17 protein-coding genes are annotated in these 21,141 nt (G+C 57.9%); 6 read left to right on the top strand and 11 right to left on the bottom strand.

Translation table 11 applies throughout. The features are described from left to right. Positions 1 to 16 precede the first annotated feature (16 nt). From NA78x_RS21045 to NA78x_RS21055, 3 genes are all read left to right on the top strand, one after another. Positions 17 to 451: a hypothetical protein gene (locus NA78x_RS21045; RefSeq protein ID WP_425614345.1), complete on the top strand. Its 435-nt coding sequence runs from the start codon at positions 17 to 19 to the stop codon at positions 449 to 451. Between the two features lie 191 nt (positions 452 to 642). Beyond that, positions 643 to 1,296 (top strand): FHA domain-containing protein, encoded by a 654-nt coding sequence (locus NA78x_RS21050; RefSeq protein ID WP_425614346.1) that lies wholly within the window; start codon positions 643 to 645, stop codon positions 1,294 to 1,296. Positions 1,297 to 1,338: 42 nt separating this feature from the next. Continuing rightward, the gene (locus NA78x_RS21055) at positions 1,339 to 1,596 is read left to right on the top strand and encodes a hypothetical protein (RefSeq protein WP_425614347.1); all 258 of its coding nucleotides are present in this window, start codon (positions 1,339 to 1,341) and stop codon (positions 1,594 to 1,596) included. Positions 1,597 to 1,609: 13 nt separating this feature from the next. Here NA78x_RS21055 and NA78x_RS21060 read toward each other — a convergent pair whose 3' ends face one another. From NA78x_RS21060 to nuoH, 8 genes are read right to left on the bottom strand one after another with little or no spacing between them, the layout of a single operon-like run. Then, the gene (locus NA78x_RS21060) at positions 1,610 to 2,389 is read right to left on the bottom strand and encodes a TatD family hydrolase (protein WP_425614348.1); all 780 of its coding nucleotides are present in this window, start codon (positions 2,387 to 2,389) and stop codon (positions 1,610 to 1,612) included. Positions 2,390 to 2,411: 22 nt separating this feature from the next. Next, the gene (locus NA78x_RS21065; RefSeq protein WP_425614349.1) at positions 2,412 to 2,849 is read right to left on the bottom strand and encodes a hypothetical protein; all 438 of its coding nucleotides are present in this window, start codon (positions 2,847 to 2,849) and stop codon (positions 2,412 to 2,414) included. 46 nt (positions 2,850 to 2,895) lie between these two features. Then, positions 2,896 to 4,770 (bottom strand): NADH-quinone oxidoreductase subunit N, encoded by a 1,875-nt coding sequence (locus NA78x_RS21070; RefSeq protein WP_425614350.1) that lies wholly within the window; start codon positions 4,768 to 4,770, stop codon positions 2,896 to 2,898. 33 nt (positions 4,771 to 4,803) lie between these two features. Next, positions 4,804 to 6,942 (bottom strand): complex I subunit 4 family protein, encoded by a 2,139-nt coding sequence (locus tag NA78x_RS21075; protein WP_425614351.1) that lies wholly within the window; start codon positions 6,940 to 6,942, stop codon positions 4,804 to 4,806. Positions 6,943 to 7,002: 60 nt separating this feature from the next. After that, entirely contained in the window at positions 7,003 to 9,861 is a 2,859-nt protein-coding gene (locus NA78x_RS21080; RefSeq protein ID WP_425614352.1) for an NADH-quinone oxidoreductase subunit L, read from the bottom strand. Further along, complete coding sequence (gene nuoK / locus NA78x_RS21085) at positions 9,861 to 10,196, bottom strand: NADH-quinone oxidoreductase subunit NuoK (protein WP_425614353.1); 336 nt, start codon at positions 10,194 to 10,196, stop codon at positions 9,861 to 9,863. Before nuoK ends, NA78x_RS21080 begins: the two co-directional genes overlap by 1 nt. 53 nt (positions 10,197 to 10,249) lie before the next feature. Further along, complete coding sequence (locus NA78x_RS21090; protein WP_425614354.1) at positions 10,250 to 11,332, bottom strand: NADH-quinone oxidoreductase subunit J family protein; 1,083 nt, start codon at positions 11,330 to 11,332, stop codon at positions 10,250 to 10,252. Further along, on the bottom strand, positions 11,329 to 12,792 hold the full coding sequence (nuoH, locus tag NA78x_RS21095; RefSeq protein ID WP_425614355.1) for an NADH-quinone oxidoreductase subunit NuoH: 1,464 nt from the start codon (positions 12,790 to 12,792) through the stop codon (positions 11,329 to 11,331). The genes NA78x_RS21090 and nuoH overlap by 4 nt, the downstream gene beginning before the upstream one ends. Before the next feature lie 1,560 nt (positions 12,793 to 14,352). Here nuoH and NA78x_RS21100 point away from each other — a divergent pair. The 3 genes from NA78x_RS21100 (at position 14,353) to mddA (ending at position 18,115) form a co-directional block, all read left to right on the top strand. Continuing rightward, positions 14,353 to 15,288, top strand: coding sequence for a YybH family protein (locus tag NA78x_RS21100; protein ID WP_425614356.1), 936 nt, complete (start codon positions 14,353 to 14,355; stop codon positions 15,286 to 15,288). Between the two features lie 62 nt (positions 15,289 to 15,350). Next, positions 15,351 to 17,237 carry a protocadherin gene (locus tag NA78x_RS21105; RefSeq protein WP_425614357.1) on the top strand — a complete coding sequence of 629 codons (1,887 nt, stop codon included), beginning with the start codon at positions 15,351 to 15,353 and terminating at the stop codon, positions 17,235 to 17,237. 119 nt (positions 17,238 to 17,356) lie between these two features. Beyond that, positions 17,357 to 18,115: a methanethiol S-methyltransferase gene (mddA, locus tag NA78x_RS21110; RefSeq protein ID WP_425614358.1), complete on the top strand. Its 759-nt coding sequence runs from the start codon at positions 17,357 to 17,359 to the stop codon at positions 18,113 to 18,115. Here mddA and NA78x_RS21115 read toward each other — a convergent pair. From NA78x_RS21115 to asnS, 3 genes are read right to left on the bottom strand one after another with little or no spacing between them, the layout of a single operon-like run. Further along, positions 18,112 to 18,897 carry a DUF480 domain-containing protein gene (locus NA78x_RS21115; protein ID WP_425614359.1) on the bottom strand — a complete coding sequence of 262 codons (786 nt, stop codon included), beginning with the start codon at positions 18,895 to 18,897 and terminating at the stop codon, positions 18,112 to 18,114. The two genes, mddA and NA78x_RS21115, sit on opposite strands and share 4 nt — an antisense overlap. A gap of 48 nt (positions 18,898 to 18,945) precedes the next feature. Then, positions 18,946 to 19,353 (bottom strand): rhodanese-like domain-containing protein, encoded by a 408-nt coding sequence (locus NA78x_RS21120; protein WP_425614360.1) that lies wholly within the window; start codon positions 19,351 to 19,353, stop codon positions 18,946 to 18,948. A 35-nt stretch (positions 19,354 to 19,388) separates the two neighbouring features. After that, entirely contained in the window at positions 19,389 to 20,777 is a 1,389-nt protein-coding gene (gene asnS, locus NA78x_RS21125; protein ID WP_425614361.1) for an asparagine--tRNA ligase, read from the bottom strand. Between the last annotated feature and the right edge of the window lie 364 nt (positions 20,778 to 21,141).

Consider the following 21,141-nt stretch of genomic DNA (forward strand, 5'->3'; position numbering starts at 1 on the left):
CTGCAAGGATTCCACGATGTATTTGTCCGGAAAGTCTCTGCGCGCCTGCTTGGTGCTGGTTGCCCTTTGCTCTCTTGCTGGCTGCAACAACTCGGGCATGCAGCCGATTAACGGGAAAGTGGTTTGGAGCGACAACGACCAGCCTGCAACGGAACTGGCTGGCTCGCTGATCAATTTTGAATTGAAAGAAAAAGAAACGAGCTCGCGAGGGCAGATCAAACCCGATGGCTCATTTCATTTAACCACGATCAGTGAAAACGACGGAGCGCCCCTCGGCGTTCACACGGTGCTAATTATCGAAATCGGGCGCCAGCCGGTACCCGGCAGCACGATGTTGGCGCCTGGCAAGATTGACACTCGCTATGCCACCCCCAACACCTCGGATTTGAAAGTGACGGTCGAAAGGGGAATGAAGCAGCCCGTGCTGAAAGTCGACCGGTTCAAGAACTAAGCAAGTCCACTTATGACGTCTGCGTTGGCTTAGCCGCGTACTTTTTTGCCGCGCGCGTCCCTTTGCGCTTTACGCGTGGGCAGCGTGAAATCCGATGATGACGGTAACAGCCAATGTGGCTGGTAGTGCGAGTTGACCGACCCTCGCGGCGCGAACCTTCGTGCCGCAGTCTGTGCTAAAGGATTGGCGTGATGCCGAAGTTTGTGGCCCGGATCGATGAAGCTGGCGAACCTTATCCGCCGCATATGCCCATGCCGAAAACGGCTGCGAGCCATGCATCGACCGCAAAATCGTCACAGCTTTACGGCACTCGCGGGCTGGCCATCGTCCGCGGCCAGGCGCGACAAATGTTCCGCCCGATCGACGGTCCGGTCTTCATGATCGGCACCGCAGCTGATTGCGACCTGGTGCTGGCAGACAGCGAGTTCCCCGAGACTTACCTCTATATCTATCAAAAAGAGAATGCCATCACCGTTCGGCGGCTGGGCGTTGGGCCCGAGTTGTACGTCGACGAGATGGCCGTGGATGCGACGGAACTGAAGCTTGGTTCGCTGATTGAATTTGGGCCCTACGCTTTTCGCCTGGCCGAAGAGTCGGCCGAGAATCCCGGCAACGATGATGGCCCCGGTGGCCCCGACCGCAGCGACGACGATGAACCGTTTTTGCCTGCTGATTTTTCGGCTTGGGAGTTGAACGAGTCGGCCGCTGTCGACAAAGTTCGCGCGCTTCTGGCCGATGTCCACGCGAGCCTGCTCGCCGAACGAGAGCAACAAACGTTGCGTCTGTTCGGAGGTTCACAGGCTCAGCCAATCAGCAGCCGCCCCTTGCGACGACAGAGTGCCTGAAAAACTAAGCGTCTGAAAACTTGTGAGTTTTGAAACGAGTCTATGGTCCACGCAGCAGATACGATTTCCGGCCTGATCGAATTTGAGCCTACCGAGGCCCGGGCCGCTCTCTGTTCGCGCTGCGGCAACGATGACTCGCTCTCGGCCACTTTGATCAGCTTGGCGCAAGAACTCCTTAGTGACGTGGGTGATGACCCGAATTGCGGCTGGATGAGCGAGACCGAGATCTACGCCAACACCGATTCGCTCGAGCGTGAACTGCTGGTGATCTATCAGCGCGTGCAACGACGCGCGAGTTGAACTGAAAATCATGTTACGCGCGAGCAAAGAGTCGCAGCGCGTTGGCCGTCGTCAACGAGGCAAGTTCTTCCAGCGTGATGCCACGCGTTTCGGCCAGGCACTGGGCCGTGTGAACGACGAGTCTCGGTTCGTTCGGTCGCTGGCTGCGAAAAGGATGAGGCGTTAGATAGGGCGAGTCGGTTTCGACCAGCAGCCGATCGGCAGGAATGGTCTCAGCCACCGCACGCAAGTCGTCCGATTTTTTAAACGTCAGCATGCCGGCAAAACTAATGTGCATACCCACTTTCAGAAACTCGCCCGCTTGCTCGGCGGTGCCGGTGAAGGAGTGCATCACGCCGCGCAGTTCGCCACGCGTGCGAGCCTCCTGCAACATCGTCAGGATTTCGTCGTTTGTCTCGCGCAGATGAATGACGAGTGCCAGCCCAGTTTGCTGCGAGAGGCGAATGTGCCGATCGAAGTAATCTTGCTGCACTTCGAGCGGGCAATCTTTCCAATAGAGATCGAGGCCTGTTTCGCCCAGCGCCACGACTTCAGGCAAGGCGGCTAATTTCTCGATGCGGGCCCAATCTCCCGGCAATGCTTCGCCTGCGTGATTCGGGTGGATGCCGGCCGCACAGCGGATGACCTGCGGATGTTGCTGGGCATAGAGACAACAGCGCTCGCTGGAACCGGCGGTAGTGCCGACGGCGAGCATGCGCGTGACACCTGCCTGCCGGGCACGTTCGATCACGCCGGCCGTATCGATCGCCAGTTGCGGATCGAACAAGTGCGCGTGCGTGTCGTAAAGTTCCATAACGCGATCTGACCGAATCCGCTCAGACTGCGGCCGCCGTCAGGTCGGCGGCCACTTCCTGTAGATTCTCGAGATGCCCCTTGGCTTCGCCAAGGACTTCCTTGGCGACGGCTTGAGCATAGGGAGCCATCGCCAGTTTGCCGATGATGTTCTCGATGATGGCAATGGTCTTCTGTTGACGCTCGATCAGTTTGCTGACCAACCACTCCACCGATAGGTCGTGGTAGCCGGTGAAGAAAATGGGGAACTCGCCGTTATCGACGGGGCCCATCTCCAGGATGATGCCAGCGAGACGATCGATCGTACGCTGCTGATCTTCCACCATTTGCTCAAGCACAGCCATCGCCTTGGGATTCGCTGCGATTGCCCAGGGGCGAGCATAGCTGAGGTACATCGCTAGCGACTTGCTGTGCAAGGTTACCAAGTGGTTCAGAATTGCGTAGGTCGATTCGTCGGTCATAGCGGCAATCACAAACCGCAGGGTGCGGCGAGGAGGTCGGTGTGCGTTAGAACAATTGACTGGCTGCGGCCAAAGCGAGCCGATTGAGGCCGTCCCAGTTGATCATGAGGGCTGCCGTGGGGAGCGTGATCAACCACAGGAAGGCACTGGCGAGCGAGACATCGGAGAAGACAAATGGCCGGCGATCGCGAGGCTCTTCGTCAATCGTCATGATCTTCACCACTCGCAAGTAATAGAACAGGCTGATGGCCGTGTTCAAACCGCCAATGACAATCATTACGAGCAGGAAGAAGCCGTCTTGACCGGCAAGCTTGTAGGCTTCGACTAGCGAGGCGAAGATCGCGAACTTGCCCACAAAGCCCGACAGCGGCGGCAGGCCCACCAAGCTGAACAAAATCAGCGAGAAGCAGATCACCGTTAGCGGGCAACGCTTAATCAGGCCAGCGTAGTCGTTCAGATCTTCGCTGCGCATCGCATTGCGTAGAAATGCGACCACCGCAAAGGCACCGAGGTTCATGAACAAGTAAACCGCGATATAAATCGCTAGGGCTGCGATCGCTCGCTCGGCTCCGGCATTCGTGGCATCGGTGCCGCCCAGCACCATGACTGCCGCGATGGGCATCATCATGTAACCGGCATGGGCGATCGTACTGTAAGCGAAAAGCCGCTTGATGTTGTTTTGACCGTAGGCGGCAAGGTTACCAAAGGTGCAAGTAACAATTGCAAACAGGGCTACCAAGCGAGCAATGAACCAGCGCACGCGACCAAGGGCCGCATTGTGCTTGCCGCGAACCGCCGAGGGAGATTCTTCCACGAGCGGAGCGACGGCTGGATTTACCGATTCAGCTGGCTTCTCGGCAGCCACTTGCAGAGCCACCTGATACTTGGCCGGATCCAGATCGGCACGCTGCACGGTAGCTGGGCTGTTCACGGCAGCATCTGGCTTCCAGTTCGCCGTTCGCTCACCGGGGGCCACACTCGCGGGTGCAATAAAGCCCAGGCCAATTGTCACACGAACGAGCAGAGCGAGAGCACCGGCCTTGGAGGCCACACTGAGAAACGCGTTGACCTCGGCAGTGGCACCTTCAAACACGTCTGGGCACCAGAAGTGGAACGGCACGGCCGAAAGTTTGAAGGCGAGACCGACGCTCATCAGCAGACCGCCGAGGGCGAGGACCATCATTTCGCTACCGCTGAACTGTGGGCCTTGTTCCAATCGCTGAGCAATGGTTGCAGCCATCGTGGGCAGGTGAGCCGTGTTGAGCAGACCAGCGAGCAAGCTAATGCCATAGAGCATCACACCGGCAGCACCAGCGCCGAACACCGCGTACTTGAGTGCAGCTTCGCTGGCGACCCGACGACCCTTGAGCAAACCCGCAAGCACGTAGGACGGCACGCTCGCCATTTCTACCGCGAGAAAGATCGTGAGCAAGTGATTGGCCGAAGCCATCAGGCACAGGCCCAACGTCGAGCCAAGCACCAATGTGTAGACATCGGGGCCATCTTCCAGATCAGGAATGCCCGAGAGCCAGGTGAAGACAACGAACAGAGCGGCAAATAGCAACAGGGCGGCTCGTACGTACACCGAAAACGAATCGTAAACGAGCATGCCCGTAAAGATTTCCATCCGCGAGATCGCGGAGGGATTCACGGCGTCGGTTCCCGAGGGCAAAGAGAACAGATTGCCAGGGGCAGCAAAGTACAAAGCAATCAGGCTGCCCGCCAGGGCGATGTAACCCGTGTTCAGCTTGCGACCGAGGGCAAACAAGCGCACGAACAACATGAGCAGAATCGTGGCGCAGATGATCAGTTCCGGCAGAAACACAGCCAGGCTGGAATCGGGCGCGATCGATAGAAAGCTCGAGCTGGGCGAGCCCTTGGTATCGACGATCAGGTTGCTGACAAGCTGGTGAAGGTTCACGGCTGGCTATATCTCGTTCGCGTGATGGCTGGCTTAGGAATCGCTAGGGATGACCGCGGCAGCAACAGGTGTGTTGCTGGCAGGCAGACGAACGGACACTTTCTCGGCGTCGGCTTTCGCCTTGGCTTCGGCACGTTCCGTCTTTTTGGCATCGAGCATGGGCTGCTTGACCTCGGCGGTCCAGCGAGCCAGATCGTTCACCTGGCGATCGATGGTGGCGTCCATGTACTTCAAAACTGTTTGGTGAGGCAGCACGCCCAGCAGCATAGCGAAGGCAAGCAAGGTCATCCCGATTAGGTTTTCGCGAGCATTCGTCGGGGTGATGTGGTCGCCATGCGGACCCTTGTATTCAGGTCCCAAGTAAACCCGCTGGATGGCCCACAAGATGTAAGCAGCCGTGAGTACCACAACGCCAGCCGAAATGACCGCGAGGACCATGCTGAACTTCCATACCGAGAGCACGACGAAGACTTCGCCGATGAATCCACACAAGGCTGGCAAACCAAGCCCCGCGAAGAACAGGCCCATCGCCATTGCTGTGTAAACCGGCATGCGACCGAACAGACCACCGAATTCTTCAAGGTTCCGGTGATGCACTCGGTCGTAGATGATACCGACCATAAAGAACATGCCGGCCGAGCTGACACCGTGGCCAATCATCTGGAACATCGCGCCCTTGACGCCCATGTTCCAGTAATCGGGATTGAACATGTTGCCCGCTGTTGCCGACCACACGCCGATGCCAAGCAGCACATAACCCATGTGGCTGACCGAGCTGTAAGCGACCATTCGCTTGAAGTCTTTTTGAGCCAGAGCGGCGAAGGCACCATAAACCATGCTCACCACACCCAGTGTGCAGACGACCCACATCAGGTCGAAACCACCGTGGGGGCAGATGGGATAGCAGATGCGAAGGATGCCGTAACCACCCATCTTCAAAAGCACACCGGCCAGAATCATTGAGATGGGCGTGGGAGCTTCGACGTGAGCATCGGGCAGCCAAGTGTGAACCGGAACCGACGGCACCTTGATGATGAAGCCGATAAACAGCAGCAGGAATGCCCACCATTGCAGCGACTTGCCGAGGATTTCGTAATCGAACACCTCGGTGTGCTGGCCGAGGGCCGAGAGGGCGAGAATGTTGAACGTGTGAACGGGATTAGCCGCGACTTTCGTGGCCACGTCCACTACCGGAACCTGATAGGAACCCAGCGTGACTGGTTGATCGACCACCAGCGGTGCTGGGCCATCGCCACCGCGGGCAAAGAGCAGCTTCGAGGTAGCTTCGTTGCCGTTAATGGCAGCGGCAACATCGGCAGCCTTCGCTTCAGCGGCAGTAGTCACCGTGATAACACCCGAGGCAGCATCGTAGGCCACAGCGTTGGCGTCACCACTGACCGTTTTCACTTGCAGCGCGCGGTCAGCTGCTTCTTCCTTGCGGGAAAGAACAAGGTAGCTGTTCTTCTTACCGAGCACCTTGATGCCCAATCGATCGCTGACCGCTTCGCCAAGCTGCAGTTCTTCCCAGCGGATGGGCCGATCGGTATCGGCAGGCTGAGCAATGTACTCCCCCTTCAGGGTGTGCAGATCGCTGGCGAAGTAGAGCATCAAAATAGCGATCAGCATCAACACCGAGCCGAGCAGGGTGTAGAGGAAGAACTTGATTGCGGCGTACTCCTTGCGAGGGCCACCCCAGACACCGATGAGGAAGTACATCGGTAGCAGCATCACTTCCCAGAAGACATAGAACAGGAAGAAGTCGAGGGCCATGAAGACGCCCAACATGCCCGTTTCGAGCAGCAGGAACAGGATGCAGTAACCCTTGACATACTTGGTGATCGACCAGCTAGCGCCCATCGCGAGCACGCTCACAAAGGCGGTGAGCATCACCAGCGGAAAGCTGATGCCGTCGAGCCCCATCAAAAACTCGATATCGAACGAGGGAATCCAGGCCACGTTGAACGTGTTCTGCATTTGGGCTTCGGCCACGTCGTAGGCCGTCGGCGAGTTGCCGAGGAAGCCCACCACGCACAGCACCAGCACCACGCCGGTGGCTGCGAGCGTGACGTAGCGGATCATGTCGACCTGGTCAGCGGGAATGAGCGCGATGATGAGCGCTGCGATGACGGGCAGGAAGACGATGAGCGAAAGTAACAGGAGTGCGGGATCCATAATTCCAATCCAAACGGATGATGTGCTCTTCGATTGATCGTTACGGCAAGCAACGCGTGACTAGCGAGCCAGCAGCGGGGTCCAGAAAAAGCTGATCAGTACGAAAATGGCGATCGCACCAACCACAATGAACATCACGTACTGACGCAGCTGCCCGGTTTGCACTGTCCGCAAACTAAGCCCTGTCGAATACGTCCAACCAGCAAAAATATTGATGCTGCCATCGACAATGCCGCGATCGGCAATCATTTCGAACTTCTTCGAGAACCAGACCACCGTGACGGCCAGCCAATCGATGAAGCCATCGATGTAGTTCCGGTCGATGCCCGAAATGATCCGCGATTTCATCAATACCGGTTGCACGAAGATGAAGTTGTAAAGTTCATCGAAGTAGTACTTATTCACCAGCAGGTTGTAGATCGGCGAGAACTGACGGCGAACGTCTTCCGCGTTCAGGTATCCCAAGCCATACATGAGTGTGGCGAGGCCGATGCCGGCGATCCAAGTACCCGTGGCGAGCAACGTGGCCGGGGCGACAATCGAGCGAAAACTGGTCGGCAAGTGAGCCGTGTGCTCGGTCGGCCAAACGGCCTTGGTCCACTGGCCGTGCATATCAACGGCGTTTCCGACTGGTTCTGCCTGGGCCAGCAAGCCGCCTAGAGTCAGACCGCTAGTGGGAATCACAAACATCAAGATTGTGCCGCCGATCAGCGACGTCAGTAGCATCGTCACGACCCAGGGAGTGGTTAGCGTCAAACCGCCGTGGTGGTCGTGGGCATGATCGTCATGCCCATGAGCATCATGGTGAGCAGGAGCATGACTGTGGCTGTCGTGGCCATGAGCATGATCGTCGTGTCCATGGGCATCGTGGCCATGGGAATCATGACCGTGAGCGGCATGCGCTGAACCCTTGAACCAGCCGTCGTTCAGCCCCTTGGCAATGAAAAACGCAGCAGCGATGGCACCGAAGCCGAGCAAACTGGTATTCCAAGCAACCGCGATCGCGAAGACCGAGAGAATGATCAGCGGCAGGTACATCACCGGCGGCGATTCGTGAGCGTGATCGTAGGCACGAGCATCGCGCGGCTTGCCGACGAAGGTCATGTACCACATGCGGAACATGTAGAAGGCAGTGACCGCAGCGCCACCGGCGGCTGCGATGAAAAACACGCCGGCCCATGGCACCCCGGGATTAGCCAGCCAAAACGACAGAGCCTGCTCGAGGATCATGTCCTTTGAATAGTAACCGCTGAAGCCGATGAGGAATGGCACACCCACACCGGCGATCGCCAGACAGCCGATCAGCATGGTGATGGCCGTGACGGGCATCTTGGTGAGCAGGCCGCCCATCTTGCGCATGTCGTTGGTATGCACCGCGTGAATGACCGACCCCGAGCACATGAAGAGCAAGCTCTTGAAAAACGCGTGGGTGATTAGATGCATCAGGCCAGCCTTCCAGCCACCGACACCCAAGGAGAGCATCATGTAGCCCAGCTGGCTGATCGTGGAGTAAGCCAGAACTCGCTTGATATCGGTCGCAGTGATGGCAATCGTGGCAGCCATGAAGAGCGTAATGCCACCGATCACAGCAATCACCAGCAAGACTTCAGGAACGAAGAACGGAAAGAAGCGGCCGACGAGATAAACGCCGGCAGCCACCATCGTCGCGGAGTGTACGAGCGCCGAGACGGGCGTTGGACCTTCCATCGCGTCGGGCAACCAAGTGTGTAGCGGGAACTGAGCACTCTTGCCAACGCAGCCGCAGAAGATGCCGACGCCAGCGACAAACAGCAGCCAATAACCAAAGCCCTTCTCTCGCCAACCCGGCACCCGCGAAGCGATCTCTGCTTCCGCATTCACCGCGGCATTGGGGACGTTGCGATGATCGCTAATGATCGCCGCAATCTCGTTCTTGGCTCGACCATCGGAAAGAACCATGCCGGTCGGAATTTCGATGGCATGATGGTTTTCTTCCGGACGAACGAGCGAGAACAAACCGCGTTCCGATGTCTGAATTCCCTTTTCGCCATTCGCTTCGATATCACCAAAGGCGAACGTGCCCAAGCTGGACCACAGGGCCAGCAGACCGATGATCATGCCGAAGTCGCCGACGCGATTGACGATAAACGCCTTGTTCGCAGCGGTCGAAGCACTCTTCCGCTCGACATAAAAGCCGATCAGGAAGTACGAGCAAATGCCCACGAGTTCCCAGAAGCAGAACACCATGGCGATGTTACCCGCCAGCACTAGCCCGAGCATGCTGAAGCAGAAGAGCGACAGCGCTTGAAAGAAGCGCGGGAAGCGGCCGGGACGATGCAGATGGCTGCCGTCCGACATGGTCACTTCGTGATCAGTGATATCGTGCAACTCATCGTGCATGTAGCCGATGGCATAGAAGTGAATGCAGGAGGCAATCAACGTCACCATACAGAACATGACGATGGTGAGCGAGTCGATGTAATAGCTGATGGTCACGCGCAGCTTGCCGAATTGACCCAGCAGGTAGTACTCGCCAGTCAGGGGCGCAACAGCAGTGCTGTGGTGCTCGTCGTGTCCGTGACCGTGCTCACCCGAGGCAGCATCGGCGTGGCTGTGACCGTGGTCCTTGTCAGCATGGCTGTGATCTTTGTCGGCGTGGCCATGATCGTCGACCTTCTTTTCGAAGCCAAGCTGATCGGAGCCGGCATCTGCAGCCTCGGAGTCGATGGCACCGTGTGTTTCTGGTGGCGGGAAGTGATTCGGCAGCCAGACAAACAGCAAGGCGATGAACGAGAGGATGGCCGACCCCAGGATCGCACCGGTAGCCACGAAGGCCCCCGCTTTGCCGAGGTTGAGCCACGTCGCGCCAATCAAGATGACGAAAAACGAAGCCAAGGGCAGGAGCACTGCCGCCGCCAGGATGTATGGGAGGACGTCCATTAGCCCTTCAACTCGTCTGCAGAATCGACGTCGATCGTCGCGTGATTGTTGTAAAAGTTCAGGGCAATCGCGAGTGCTACCGCAGCTTCGGCCGCGGCGAGCACGATCACGAACAGTGCCATCAACTCGCCATCGAGGCCGAGTGTCTCTTCACGCAAATAGCGGCTGCCAAAGGCGATAAAGTTGAGGTTCGCCCCGTTCAGCACCAGCTCAATACCCATCAGCACGCCGAGCGCATTGCGCTTGGTGGCCATGCAGACGACGCCGAGCACAAAGAGCACAGCACCGACCGCCAGGTAGTGAGAAACCGAAACTGGATCAGCCAGCGGATTCATAACTATCGCCAAACTGCAACAGGAAAACAAAAATCAAAAACGGGGAGTGACTGCTAATCCATTTGCGACCAAGAAGTCGGACGACCCGTGGCCACGCAAAGGAAAATCAGGAACACCACGGGAATCAACATCGACAGCGACAGGAGCGCTGCGAGGCCAACCCCCACACCAGCGTTTGTGAGCAACAGCAACTGCACCAACGGCACGACAACGAGGCCAACCAATCCCCACCGCTGCCAATAGTACACGACCATTAGCAGGACGATATTGGCCAGAAACGTCAGCACCAGGGCCGGAAAAATCCAATCGGGAAGGGCATCGACGCCAGCGACGAACGACTTCGTCCACTCGCCGACCTTGCCACCTTGCGGCAGCGGAACCTTGCCCGCCATGAAGGCCAAGGTGGAACAGATCAGATACAAGTTGGTGAGCACGCCCGAGATCACGCCGCCCACAATCGAGGCCGGCATTTTGCGATCGGGATTCACGGTGCGAGCCGGAGTATCGACGAGAACACGACCAGCCTTGACGCGTTTGGTGCGGGCCATGTAGCCGGCACCGATGAGCACGGTGAGCAAGTGCATCGAAACGATCACGAACGGCAGCAGATAGCCAGACATGCCATCGCGACGCAAGCCGGTCGCTTCGAGCTTGTCGACACGGACTCCGGTGAGCGCCAGACCAATCTTGGTGCTGTTGTGCGAGTCGAAGGCATCCACCTGGCGAGCGACAACCGTTTCGCCTTCTTTGGGCGGAGCCGGGTTCCAAGCTTCAACACTAAAGCCGGCTCGCAGCAAGAGCAGCAGCAGCGAACCACCGACAATCAGACTCAGAACCCATTCGCCCGCGCCGGTCTTCATCGAGATGAAGCGCTCTTGCGCGGTGAGCATCACGCCGAAAATGAGCAACACGAGCGTGCCACCGACATAAATCATCAACTGCATGGCACCGACAAATTCGGCACCCGCAAGGAAGAACAACCCCGAAGTCGCACCGAGGCACAACGTGAGGTAAAAGGCCATGCGGACGATGTTCGTCGAGGCTACAACCGCGGCACCAAAGCCGCAGGCGAGCAACGCAAAGAACATAAACGTGAACGTGTGCCAGTTCAAAAAATCAGCAGCCAAAAGGTTCATCGGGCCACCTCCGGGCTAACGAGCAGGCTCACATGACCCTCACTGATTTTTTCGGCAACAGGCTTGGTCGCTTGCTTGGTCTGCTCGACGGCAGGCTCGGCTTTCGGCGAAGCTGCGGGCTTGGCAGCCAGAGCCTTACCAGCATCGAGCACCCAGTTCTCACGGACGCCAGCGCGGCCAATCCAGGGGCCGCGAGTGCTCGTGGCGGGGAGCCAAGGCGTAGTTTCTTCTGCGCCAGCAACCGGAGCGATGGCAGGCTCAGGTTTTGTCCAACTGTATTGCTGCGGGCCGGGAATTAGCGAATTGGGAGAGGGCAAGGCAAGCAACTGCCAGAAAACCGCGCCCAGGAAGCAAACTGCCGCGAGTGGCACGCAGTACTTCAAGCAGACGGTGAGCACCTGGTCGATACGCAAACGAGGCAAGGTCCAGCGAATCCACATCATGATCGTGACGAACAGGGCCGCCTTCAGCATGATGTTGTGGACGCCACCCACTTGCGACAGGAAGCCCGTGAGCCGCCACTCGGTTTCGCCGGGCTTGTAAGCCCATTCGATGCCGGTAACTGCAGGCAAAATCTCGGTGAAAATTGGGATCGGGCCGTTCCAGCCACCGAAGAACAGAATCGCGGCGAGCACGCTGACCGAGAACATCGAGCCGTACTCGGCCATGAAGAAGAAGCTCCAGCGAAGACCCGAGTACTCGGTATGGAAACCGGCCACGAGTTCGCTTTCAGCTTCTGCCAGGTCGAAGGGGGCGCGATTCACGCTGGCGATGGCACAGGTGAAGTAGACCCAAAAGACAAAGAACGTAAACGGATCGTGAAAGATCAGCCAATTGGTGAACCAGCCATCCTGTTGGTTGCCAATGCTCGTCAAATTCATGGTGCCGGCGATCAGCACGGGAACCACAATACACAGGCCCATCGGCACTTCGTAGCTGACCACTTGGGCCGCTTCACGCATGCCGCCGAACAACGACCATTTCGAACCGGAAGCGTAACCGGCGAGAATAACGCCGAAGACTTCCAGGCCGAGAATCGCCACAAAGAAAAAGACGCCGACATTCACTTCGGTCGCCGACCAGCCATTGGCGAACGGCAACACCATGTAGGCTGTAAAGCCAGCGGCGAAGCTGACATACGGAGCGAGCTTGAAGAGCATCACGTCCGCATCTTTAGGAATCAGGTCTTCCTTGGTGATCAACTTGATGCCGTCGGCCAGGGTTTGCAGCCAGCCGAACTTGCCGCCGACGCGTGTCGGACCGAGACGGTCCTGAATACGGCCGGCAACCTTCCGTTCGAGCCAGATGAAAATCAGCGCGCCAACGGCGACGACCTGAATCAACAGCGCGATGTGAACAATCGCCGCAAAGGCATAGCCCCAGAAGTTATCGGGAGCCACGGAACCGCCAAACCAACTGGCGATCCAATGCAGGATATGAGTATTGATGAACTTGGCCACTGAGATCCGGTCCCACTCTTTGCCAGAACGCTATTGAACGTGCAAAAGTCGTTTCTGCGAATCAACTTCCGTGTTCCGTCGGGCTGGCGCAATGCAAGCTAGCCCGTGGTCTCCCGGAAAGATCGTGAAATATGGCACAAGCAACCTTGCATCGACAAGCCCCCGGACGCCCATTTTTCCAAAGTGGAGGACGATTCTTGAGCGGGTCGGGAGCGTCGTAACCCTAATCTAGCGAATCAGTAATCTGCGGCAGTTATGAGGGCACTTGGTGAAAGTGGTTTACCCCTTCTTGGTTAACCGGGCCGCTGGCGGCCGTTGAGCAGCTAGTTCGCCAGTTTGGTAGTTCGCCAGCGCAAGCGAGTGGGTTGACCAGCAAGGAAGCCCGAGCGAGATCGATAGATCGACTACTTTCCGGCCCGAGCCGCGATCACAGCCCGGTCGGCTGCCAGCACCCTGCCATCGCGCCTAAAAATCGTTACGAGCCATGCAATAAATAGTTGACAAAAGATCACCATCATGGGCTAAGGTGAATGCAAACTTGAAGTGCAACGCAGAAGTGCCAGCAGGTGCCGCTACCAGGTGTCAGACAGCATTTTTGCGGTAGCAGTGCTTAGCGAAGTCTCGATCAAGCTTTGCGAATAATAAGTAGACGATCCCAGACATCAGCAATTGCCGACGATTCCATGCGGTATTGCACTTCAAGTTTGCATTCACCTAATCACAGGAAGCTCTCCGTTTGGTGGTGCAGGGCTGTGCGCGCGGGCGACGAGCCTGTTCAAGAAACCGCCCGGTTATTGGACAGAAAGAGCATGCTGCGAAAGTTGCATGCGAGTCGTAAGTGCGGCGGTTGCAGCAACTTCCGGCAGAACACCAAAACCAGTGCCTGTCCAAAAACCCCCGGTTGTTGGACGTTTCGGTGTTTGTTCGTGAGGGATCTGCCGGCGAGAACAGAACGAGCAGGCATCGGGCGTCAAAAGTACGGCTCGGGAGCTACGCAATCGGCGGCAATTTTGAGTAGTCGAAATTAGATTCGAGCGGTTCGAAAAAGTGGTTATCAAATGGTTATCACCTTTTCGTCAGAATGTTCGACGAAATTCTCGCAAGCGATTTCCAGGAAAGACGTTAGGGAAAATGGTTATCGCGAAAAAATCGCTGAAAAAGTTATCAAAACTGGTTATCAGACTGCCTGCGGGCCACCACACGGAAGGCCTGCCAGTGGTCGCTAGAAAGTGGTTATCAAATGGTTATCAGCGTTTCGTCAGAATGTCCGCTGAAGTTCTCGCAAGTGAATTGTCGCCTTGATGTTAGGAAAAATGGTTATCGCGCGAAAATCGCTGAAAAAGTTATCAAAACTGGTTATTAAAGTCGGTTTCGGGCCGGCTATCGCCGTGCAACTGTCGACACGTTTTCCCCAGAAACACGGTTAAATTTGCATTAAAAAGAGGTAAGGGAGGAAATCCCTCTTAGCGCACCCCGCGAGGGAGTGGCCTATGCTACAGGTTGCTAGGCCGCACCCTTTTTACACCTGCACGCGGAAAGCAAGCTCTGGAGACCCTTACGATGAAAAACTGTCTTCGTCCGGCGATGTGGCCCGCGGTGATCTTCACATTGGCTCTGGCGCTGTTCGCTCCGTCGGCCAATGCCCAGAAAAAGGGCTCAGCGAGCCAAGAGCCATCGGCCAAGGCTGCGGACCTGCAAGCGATCCGCGAGTCGGGCCAGGCCTTTTCGAAAGCTTTTGCCAAAGCTGACGCCAAGGCCATCGCCGCCTTGTGGACCGAAGAGGGCGAATACGTGGACGATGCCGGTAAGGTCTGTGCGGGCCGCGATGCCATCGAGAAGGAGTATGCCGAGTTCTTTCAGGCACACCCCGGTCACAAGCTGAGCCTGGTGGTGGATTCGCTCAAGCTGCTCAGCGACTCGGCGGCCATTGAAGATGGTCGCGCGTTACTGGATCCTGCTCCGCCCGGGGCACCCATGGTCAGCAAGTACACGGCCGTACACGTGAAAGTGGATGGCAAATGGCTAATGTCGAACGTGCGCGATACGCATGTCGAAACTCCTTCAACCTACCGTCAGTTGCAAAGTCTCGAATGGATGATTGGCTCGTGGGCCGCTGAAGAACACGGTGTAGCCACCGAGGCCACTTGCCGTTGGATTGCCAACAAGAGCTTCATTGAGCGGACTTACAAAGTGACCTCCGGCGGACAGGTGAAAGCCTCGGGCGTGCAGATCATTGGCTGGAATCCCCAGACGCTGGCCCCGCAGTCGTGGATGTTCTCTTCCGATGGCGGTCATGCCGTGGGGCAATGGTCGTCGCAAGAGGCAAGCTACGTGATTGAAACGCACGGCCTGACGGCTGATGGCACTCCCACGAGCGCTGTCACGCTGCTGACACCGCTCGACGAAAAAGCGTTCTCTTGGAAATCGATCTCGCGTTCGGCAGCGGGAAATCCTTTGCCGGACACCGACGAAATCATTCTGAAACGAAAGCCATAACCCAGTTGTCGATCGCTTGAATTGCTACTCGCCCAAACTCATCTGTCAAAATCGAGATCGCCATGAAACATCGCCTGCTCTTTACTGCTGTAATCCTTGGCTTGATTAGTCTCACTCCGCACTTTTGCTCGGCCCGTGGCTTCGGCGGCGGTGGTGGAGGGGGCGGAGGCCACGCTGGCGGATTTGGCGGCGGTGGAGGAGGCTTCGGCGGCGGCGGTGGTTCTCACATGGGCGGCGGTGGATTTGGTGGTGGTGGAGGGGGCGGCTTTGGCGGCGGGGGAGGTAACTTCGGCGGTGGCGGAGCGCGTCCCGGCGGTGGTGCTGGTGGATTTGGTGGCGGCGGTTTCGGTGGCGGAGCCGGCGGGATCGGTGGTGGAGGTTTCGGCGGCGGCGGAAACTTTGGAGGCGGTGGCTCTCGTCCCGGTGGATTGGGCGGCGGCGGCTTCGGTGGTGGCGGCGGCTTCGGTGGCGGCGGCTTCGGTGGTGGCGGCGGCGGAGCCGGTGGTTTTGGCGGCGGCGATCGCGGCTTCGGCGGCGGGAGTGGCGGCTTTGGAGGCTTGAATCAAGGTGGTTTCGATCGGGGTGCCGGCGGTTTTGGTGGTCAGGGAGGATTCGATCGTGGCTTGGGTGGCGCGGGTTTGAACGGCGGTATCGACCGGGGCGGTTTCGGCGGTGGTGCCAATAACTTTGGCGGCGGCGACCGCAATTTCTCTTCCCCCAATCGCTCGCAACTCAACAGCTTTCTCGGGCTTCCTTCGGATGAAGGAATGCACTCGATGAACTCGTTCAACAGCCATACGCAGAACTTTGGCGGTGCTGGCGACAACGTCGACGTGAATCACGGCTCGTACACGGGCCCGCGCGGTGGTACGGCAACGGGAACAACGATCACCGGACCGGGCGGCAATACGTACGGTCGCGGTGCTGCGGTTGGTCCCAACGGCGGTGCTGTTGCGGGCCGAGGTGTCGAGGGAGCTGGTGGTGGAGCAGCCGGTCAGGGTGTGGCGGTGGGACCGAATGGTCGCGTCGCAGCTGGTGGTGCGGCTCGTGGTCCGAATGGTGGCGAAGCTGCTCGCGGTGTGGTGGCCGGTCCGAACGGCATCGCCGCTGGTGGTGCGGCCCGTGGGCCCAACGGCGGTGAAGCGGCTCGTGGTGTGGTTGCCGGTCCGAACGGCATCGCGGGCGGTGCCGCAGTTCGCGGTCCGAATGGCGGCGCTGCGGCTCGAGGATTTGCTGCTGGTCCTAACGGAGCGGCGGCAGGCTTTGCGCGAGTGACTCCTTCCGGTCGCTATACGACGGCAGTGGGTGTGCGAACCAATTTCAATCATTGGGATGTGTACGGCCGAGGCTGGTATGGCAATCACCCTGGTGCCTGGTTCGCCGCTGGTTGGGCAACTGGTGCTGCCTGGCGTGCCTGCACCTGGGATTCGGTCGACGCCTGGTTTGCCTACGACACAGCTCCGATCTATTACGACTACGGCACCAACGTCACCTATCAAGACAACAGCGTGTATGTGAATGGCCAATCGGTCGGCTCTACGAGCGACTACTACGATTCGGCGGCTAGCGTGGCTTCGGCCGGCTCGGAGGAAGTTTCGAATGATGGTGATTGGTTACCGCTGGGTGTGTTTGCTTTGAGCAAAGACTCCAAGGCAACGAGCGACGTCGTGATTCAACTGGCCGTGAACAAGGCCGGCGTGATTCGTGGCAATTACACCGATACGGTCACCAACAAAACCCAGCCTATCGTCGGCAGCGTCGACAAGCAAACGCAGAAGGTTGCCTTTCGCGTGGGCGATAACGACACCGCCGTGATCGAGACGGGCCTTTACAACCTGACCAAGGACGAAGCACCGGCGCTGATTCATCTCTCGCCGGAGAAGACCGAGCAATGGCTGCTGGTGCGTTTGAACCAGGATGATAAGCAGCCACAGGCCGTGGACCGCTAATCGGTGAGTCTGGCTACAGTAACATTTTCAGTTGAAATGCGCAGGAAAGGAATGCGACGAATCAGCAATGGTTCGTCGCCACCATTCCGGATCCTGCCTTCACCTCGAAAGTTGCCTGTATGTCTCGCATGGTTGCCCTGTTGTATGGACTCGTTTGTTATTCGCTGTTTGGACTCGTATCGATTTGGGCGATGGCCTTTCTCGGCAACTTTTTGCCGAGCGGTTCGATCGATAGCCCAGCTCGCATAACTTGGCCGTTGGCCCTGACGATCAATCTTGGGTTGCTGGTCTTGTTTGCCTTGCAGCACAGCATCATGGCTCGGCCGTGGTTCAAGCGATCGTGGACGAAGGTTGTGCCGGAACCTGTGGAGCGCAGCACCTATGTGCTCTTCTCCTGCGTTGCGCTGGGCGTGTTGATTTACTGCTGGCAGCCAATGGGAGGAACTGTTTGGCAGGTACAATCGCCGCTGCTACGAACGGTGCTGTATGCACTGTTTTTTGGCGGCTGGTTGACCATCGTGGCAACTAGTTTTTTGATCAACCATTTCGATCTGTTCGGGCTGCGGCAAGTCTGGCTCTACTATCAAGGCCGGCCTTATACGCACCTGCCGTTTAAGACACCTGGCGTGTATCGCTGGGTGCGACATCCGCTCTACGTGGGCTGGCTACTAACTTTTTGGGCCGCTCCTACGATGACGATCTCGCATCTGGTGTTTGCCTTGGGCACGACCGCTTACATTCTGATTGCCATCGTCTTCGAAGAGCGCGACCTGCTTACCTATCACGGCGAACTTTACGCGAAGTATCGACAACGAACGCCAATGCTGCTGCCGTGGTTCAAGTCGAGGCCAGCGAAAGAGACCAAGGCCTTCGTCTAAGACCACTTCGCTTCGAGTTGCCTCAGGTCGTTGCGCAGGCGGGAAATCTCGGCCTGCATCTCAGCAACTTCGACGCGCAGCTCGGCGAACTCATCGGCCGTCACACCGCGCGGAGGTGGAACGGCCGGTGCCGCAGGACGAGGCGTTGGTGCCGACGGCGCGGCAGCAGGCGCTGAGTACGACGGAGTGGGTGCGGGGCGTTCTTCGTCGTGACCACGATCGGGAACATGGCCGGCATACTGAGTGCGCAGTTCGGTGATCTCGCGGTCTTTGTATAGATTGTGCGAGACCATCTGCCCGCGACCGGCGGGCGTTAGTTCGATCATCAGTTGCTTCTTGAGCAGGCCATCGACGATCTGCTTGAGGGCACCTTGATCGGCGATCGGTTCCATGCGGGCGGCTCGCGCGCGAAGATCTCCGAGCGTCTGTTCGCCGCGCAGGAGCAACTCGGTCATGACGCTGATTTCGAACTTGTCGACGCCCAACCATTCGTAAGCATGGTGGCGATACTTGGCGACGCGGCCACTTCCTTGCACCTCGGTCACCGCCGACATGCCGCGCAGTTCGTCGAGGATCTGCTCGACATCTTCGGCCGTGAGCGTCATCAGTGGTTCGCGATTGCTCTTCTGATTGCAGCCAGTGACGATGCCGTTGAGCGTCATGGGATACGCATCGGGTGTCGTCTTTGCCTTTTCGACGAGCACCCCAAAGACTCGCCGCTGCCGCGAGTTGAGCGCCTGCCATTGCCGCTTGGGTTCTTCTCCGCCCGCCTGCTCGGTCATGCCAAAATCCTAGTTGCCTGTTTTTGAATCGTTGGAGTCGAATGCGAACTACTTCGCCTTTTCGAGCCCGCCCTCAATCAACTGCTGATAGCCGGGCTTCAGCGGTCGCACGTCGTAGCCTTCCTTCTTGAGAAGTTCGCCACAGGCCAGAGCGCGGCCACCAGCTTTGCAGTGCGTGTAGATGATCTTGCTCTTGTCGAGTTTCTTCACCAAGTCGGCCAGCTTGGCTTTGTCGTCGAGTTGGCTCTTGGGCAGGTGAATGGCTCCCTTCACGTGACCATCGTCCCACTCGACTTTCTCGCGCACATCGACAATCACCGCTTTACCCGCTTCGACATTGGACTTTACATCCTGCACGGTGTCTTTGCTGTGTGTAGGCTTTTCCTGTGCGAGAGCTGTCCAGGCGACAAGTCCGGCCATCATCAGTCCGCTGACAATCGCTCTTAGGTTCAACATGTGCTTGCTCCAAGGGGGACACGCGCGGCAGTCGGTTAAAAATCAGCGCTGCCGGGTGTGCGTGGGAAAGGAATGACGTCGCGAATGTTTTGCATGCCGGTGATGAACTGAACCGCGCGTTCCAAGCCCAGACCAAAGCCGGCATGCGGCACGGTGCCGAACTTGCGGAGGTCGCAGTACCACCAGTAATCCTCCGGCCGCAGATGTTGCTCAGTCATCCGCTGCGTAAGGATATCGAGCCGTTCTTCGCGCTGGCTGCCGCCGATGATCTCGCCAACCTTGGGCACCAGCACGTCCATGGCTCGGACGGTGCGGCCGTCGTCATTCACGCGCATGTAGAACGGCTTCAGCGAGCGGGGATAGTCGTACAGAATCACCGGGCTTTGGAAGTGCTTTTCGGTAAGAAACCGCTCGTGCTCGCTTTGCAGATCGATGCCCCACTTCACCGGAAAATCGAACTTCTCGCCGCTCTTTTCCAGGATGTCGACGGCGTCGGTGTAGGTGCAGCGAATGAACTCTTTGGCGACGATTTGTTCGAGCGTGCTGATGGTCTCTTTGTCATAGTGCTCGACGAAGAATTTCATGTCTTCGTCGCACTGCGAGAGGGCATCGCGGAAGAGTCGCTTGAGGAACCGTTCGGCCAGATCCATGTTGTCGTTCAGGTCGTTGAAGGCCACCTCGGGCTCGACCATCCAGAACTCAGCGAGGTGCCGTGAGGTGTTACTGTTCTCGGCGCGGAAGGTCGGCCCGAACGTGTAGATTTTGCCGAGCGCACAGGCAAAGATTTCGCCTTCGAGTTGCCCGCTAACGGTCAAGTACGAAGGTCGGCCGAAGAAGTCGAGCGAGGAGTCTACCTTGCCATCTTTGAGGGGCAGTTTCTCAAGGTCCAGCGTGGTGACGCGGAACATCGCACCGGCCCCTTCGCAGTCGCTGGCAGTGATGATCGGCGTATTGATGTACAGGAAGCCTTCTTCCTGATAGAAGTTGTGAATGCTCCGGCTGATGCAGTTGCGCACGCGGGTCACGGCACCAAAGGTATTGGTTCGCGGCCGCAAGTGAGCCCACTCGCGCAGTTTCTCCAGCGAGTGCTGCTTCTTTTGCAGCGGGTAGGTTTCAGGATCGGCCCAGCCATGCACCGTGACTTTGCTGGCCAGCACTTCGGTCGCTTGCTTGCCACCGGAGGCCTTCACTTCCCCCTCGATGCTTACGCTGCAGCCGGCGCCCAGATGCTTCACTTCGCTCTCATAGTTGGCGAGCGCTGCCTCGGCAATGATCTGCAAATTGCCAAACGAAGAGCCATCGTTCAGTTCGAGGAACGAGAAGCCCCCCTTGGAATCGCGGCGGGTCCGGATCCAGCCCTGCACAAGCACTTGCTGACCAATCGATTCCTTCTGCCGGGCCTGTCGAACGCTCATTCGCTCCATGGCTGCCACAATCCTTTGTCCTAAACAGCGGGCAAAACTTGCCTGCGTAAGCACTTGCCGCTTAGCGCCGGGCTTGCAATCAAACCGGCATTCTGACCCGCCCGGGCAAAGATGGGAAGCATGGGAACCCAGTTTCTCTGGTCTTCCTCGTCACTTCGTCGGTGGGGCGGTTTTCGCCCACCCGTCTGGTTTTCTGCGCGAATGGGCCAGATATTGGAAACTGCAGGTGGAGTTCCGCCGTCTAATCTGGGACTGCCCGGTCGCTGGGCTTGAGCTATCGAGCCGGCGACACTTGTCGGCAAGCGATTCCCGCACACATGGTATGGTTCGACGTTGCTGGCTAAACGGATCTTTCGCCACGACT

The organism is Anatilimnocola aquadivae, from assembly GCF_049819085.1.
Classification (GTDB): Bacteria; Planctomycetota; Planctomycetia; order Pirellulales; family Pirellulaceae; genus Anatilimnocola.

What these genes read in the sequence shown, in the direction of transcription:
- NA78x_RS21075 (WP_425614351.1), bottom strand. Translation starts at nt 6,942, where the DNA reads ATGGATCCCGCACTCCTGTTACTTTCGCTCATCGTCTTCCTGCCCGTC.
- NA78x_RS21100 (WP_425614356.1), top strand. Translation starts at nt 14,353, where the DNA reads ATGAAAAACTGTCTTCGTCCGGCGATGTGGCCCGCGGTGATCTTCACA.
- NA78x_RS21120 (WP_425614360.1), bottom strand. Translation starts at nt 19,353, where the DNA reads ATGTTGAACCTAAGAGCGATTGTCAGCGGACTGATGATGGCCGGACTT.
- mddA (WP_425614358.1), top strand. Translation starts at nt 17,357, where the DNA reads ATGTCTCGCATGGTTGCCCTGTTGTATGGACTCGTTTGTTATTCGCTG.
- NA78x_RS21105 (WP_425614357.1), top strand. Translation starts at nt 15,351, where the DNA reads ATGAAACATCGCCTGCTCTTTACTGCTGTAATCCTTGGCTTGATTAGT.
- NA78x_RS21050 (WP_425614346.1), top strand. Translation starts at nt 643, where the DNA reads ATGCCGAAGTTTGTGGCCCGGATCGATGAAGCTGGCGAACCTTATCCG.
- asnS (WP_425614361.1), bottom strand. Translation starts at nt 20,777, where the DNA reads ATGGAGCGAATGAGCGTTCGACAGGCCCGGCAGAAGGAATCGATTGGT.
- nuoK (WP_425614353.1), bottom strand. Translation starts at nt 10,196, where the DNA reads ATGAATCCGCTGGCTGATCCAGTTTCGGTTTCTCACTACCTGGCGGTC.
- NA78x_RS21065 (WP_425614349.1), bottom strand. Translation starts at nt 2,849, where the DNA reads ATGACCGACGAATCGACCTACGCAATTCTGAACCACTTGGTAACCTTG.
- NA78x_RS21080 (WP_425614352.1), bottom strand. Translation starts at nt 9,861, where the DNA reads ATGGACGTCCTCCCATACATCCTGGCGGCGGCAGTGCTCCTGCCCTTG.
- NA78x_RS21060 (WP_425614348.1), bottom strand. Translation starts at nt 2,389, where the DNA reads ATGGAACTTTACGACACGCACGCGCACTTGTTCGATCCGCAACTGGCG.
- NA78x_RS21115 (WP_425614359.1), bottom strand. Translation starts at nt 18,897, where the DNA reads ATGACCGAGCAGGCGGGCGGAGAAGAACCCAAGCGGCAATGGCAGGCG.
- NA78x_RS21055 (WP_425614347.1), top strand. Translation starts at nt 1,339, where the DNA reads ATGGTCCACGCAGCAGATACGATTTCCGGCCTGATCGAATTTGAGCCT.
- NA78x_RS21045 (WP_425614345.1), top strand. Translation starts at nt 17, where the DNA reads ATGTATTTGTCCGGAAAGTCTCTGCGCGCCTGCTTGGTGCTGGTTGCC.
- NA78x_RS21090 (WP_425614354.1), bottom strand. Translation starts at nt 11,332, where the DNA reads ATGAACCTTTTGGCTGCTGATTTTTTGAACTGGCACACGTTCACGTTT.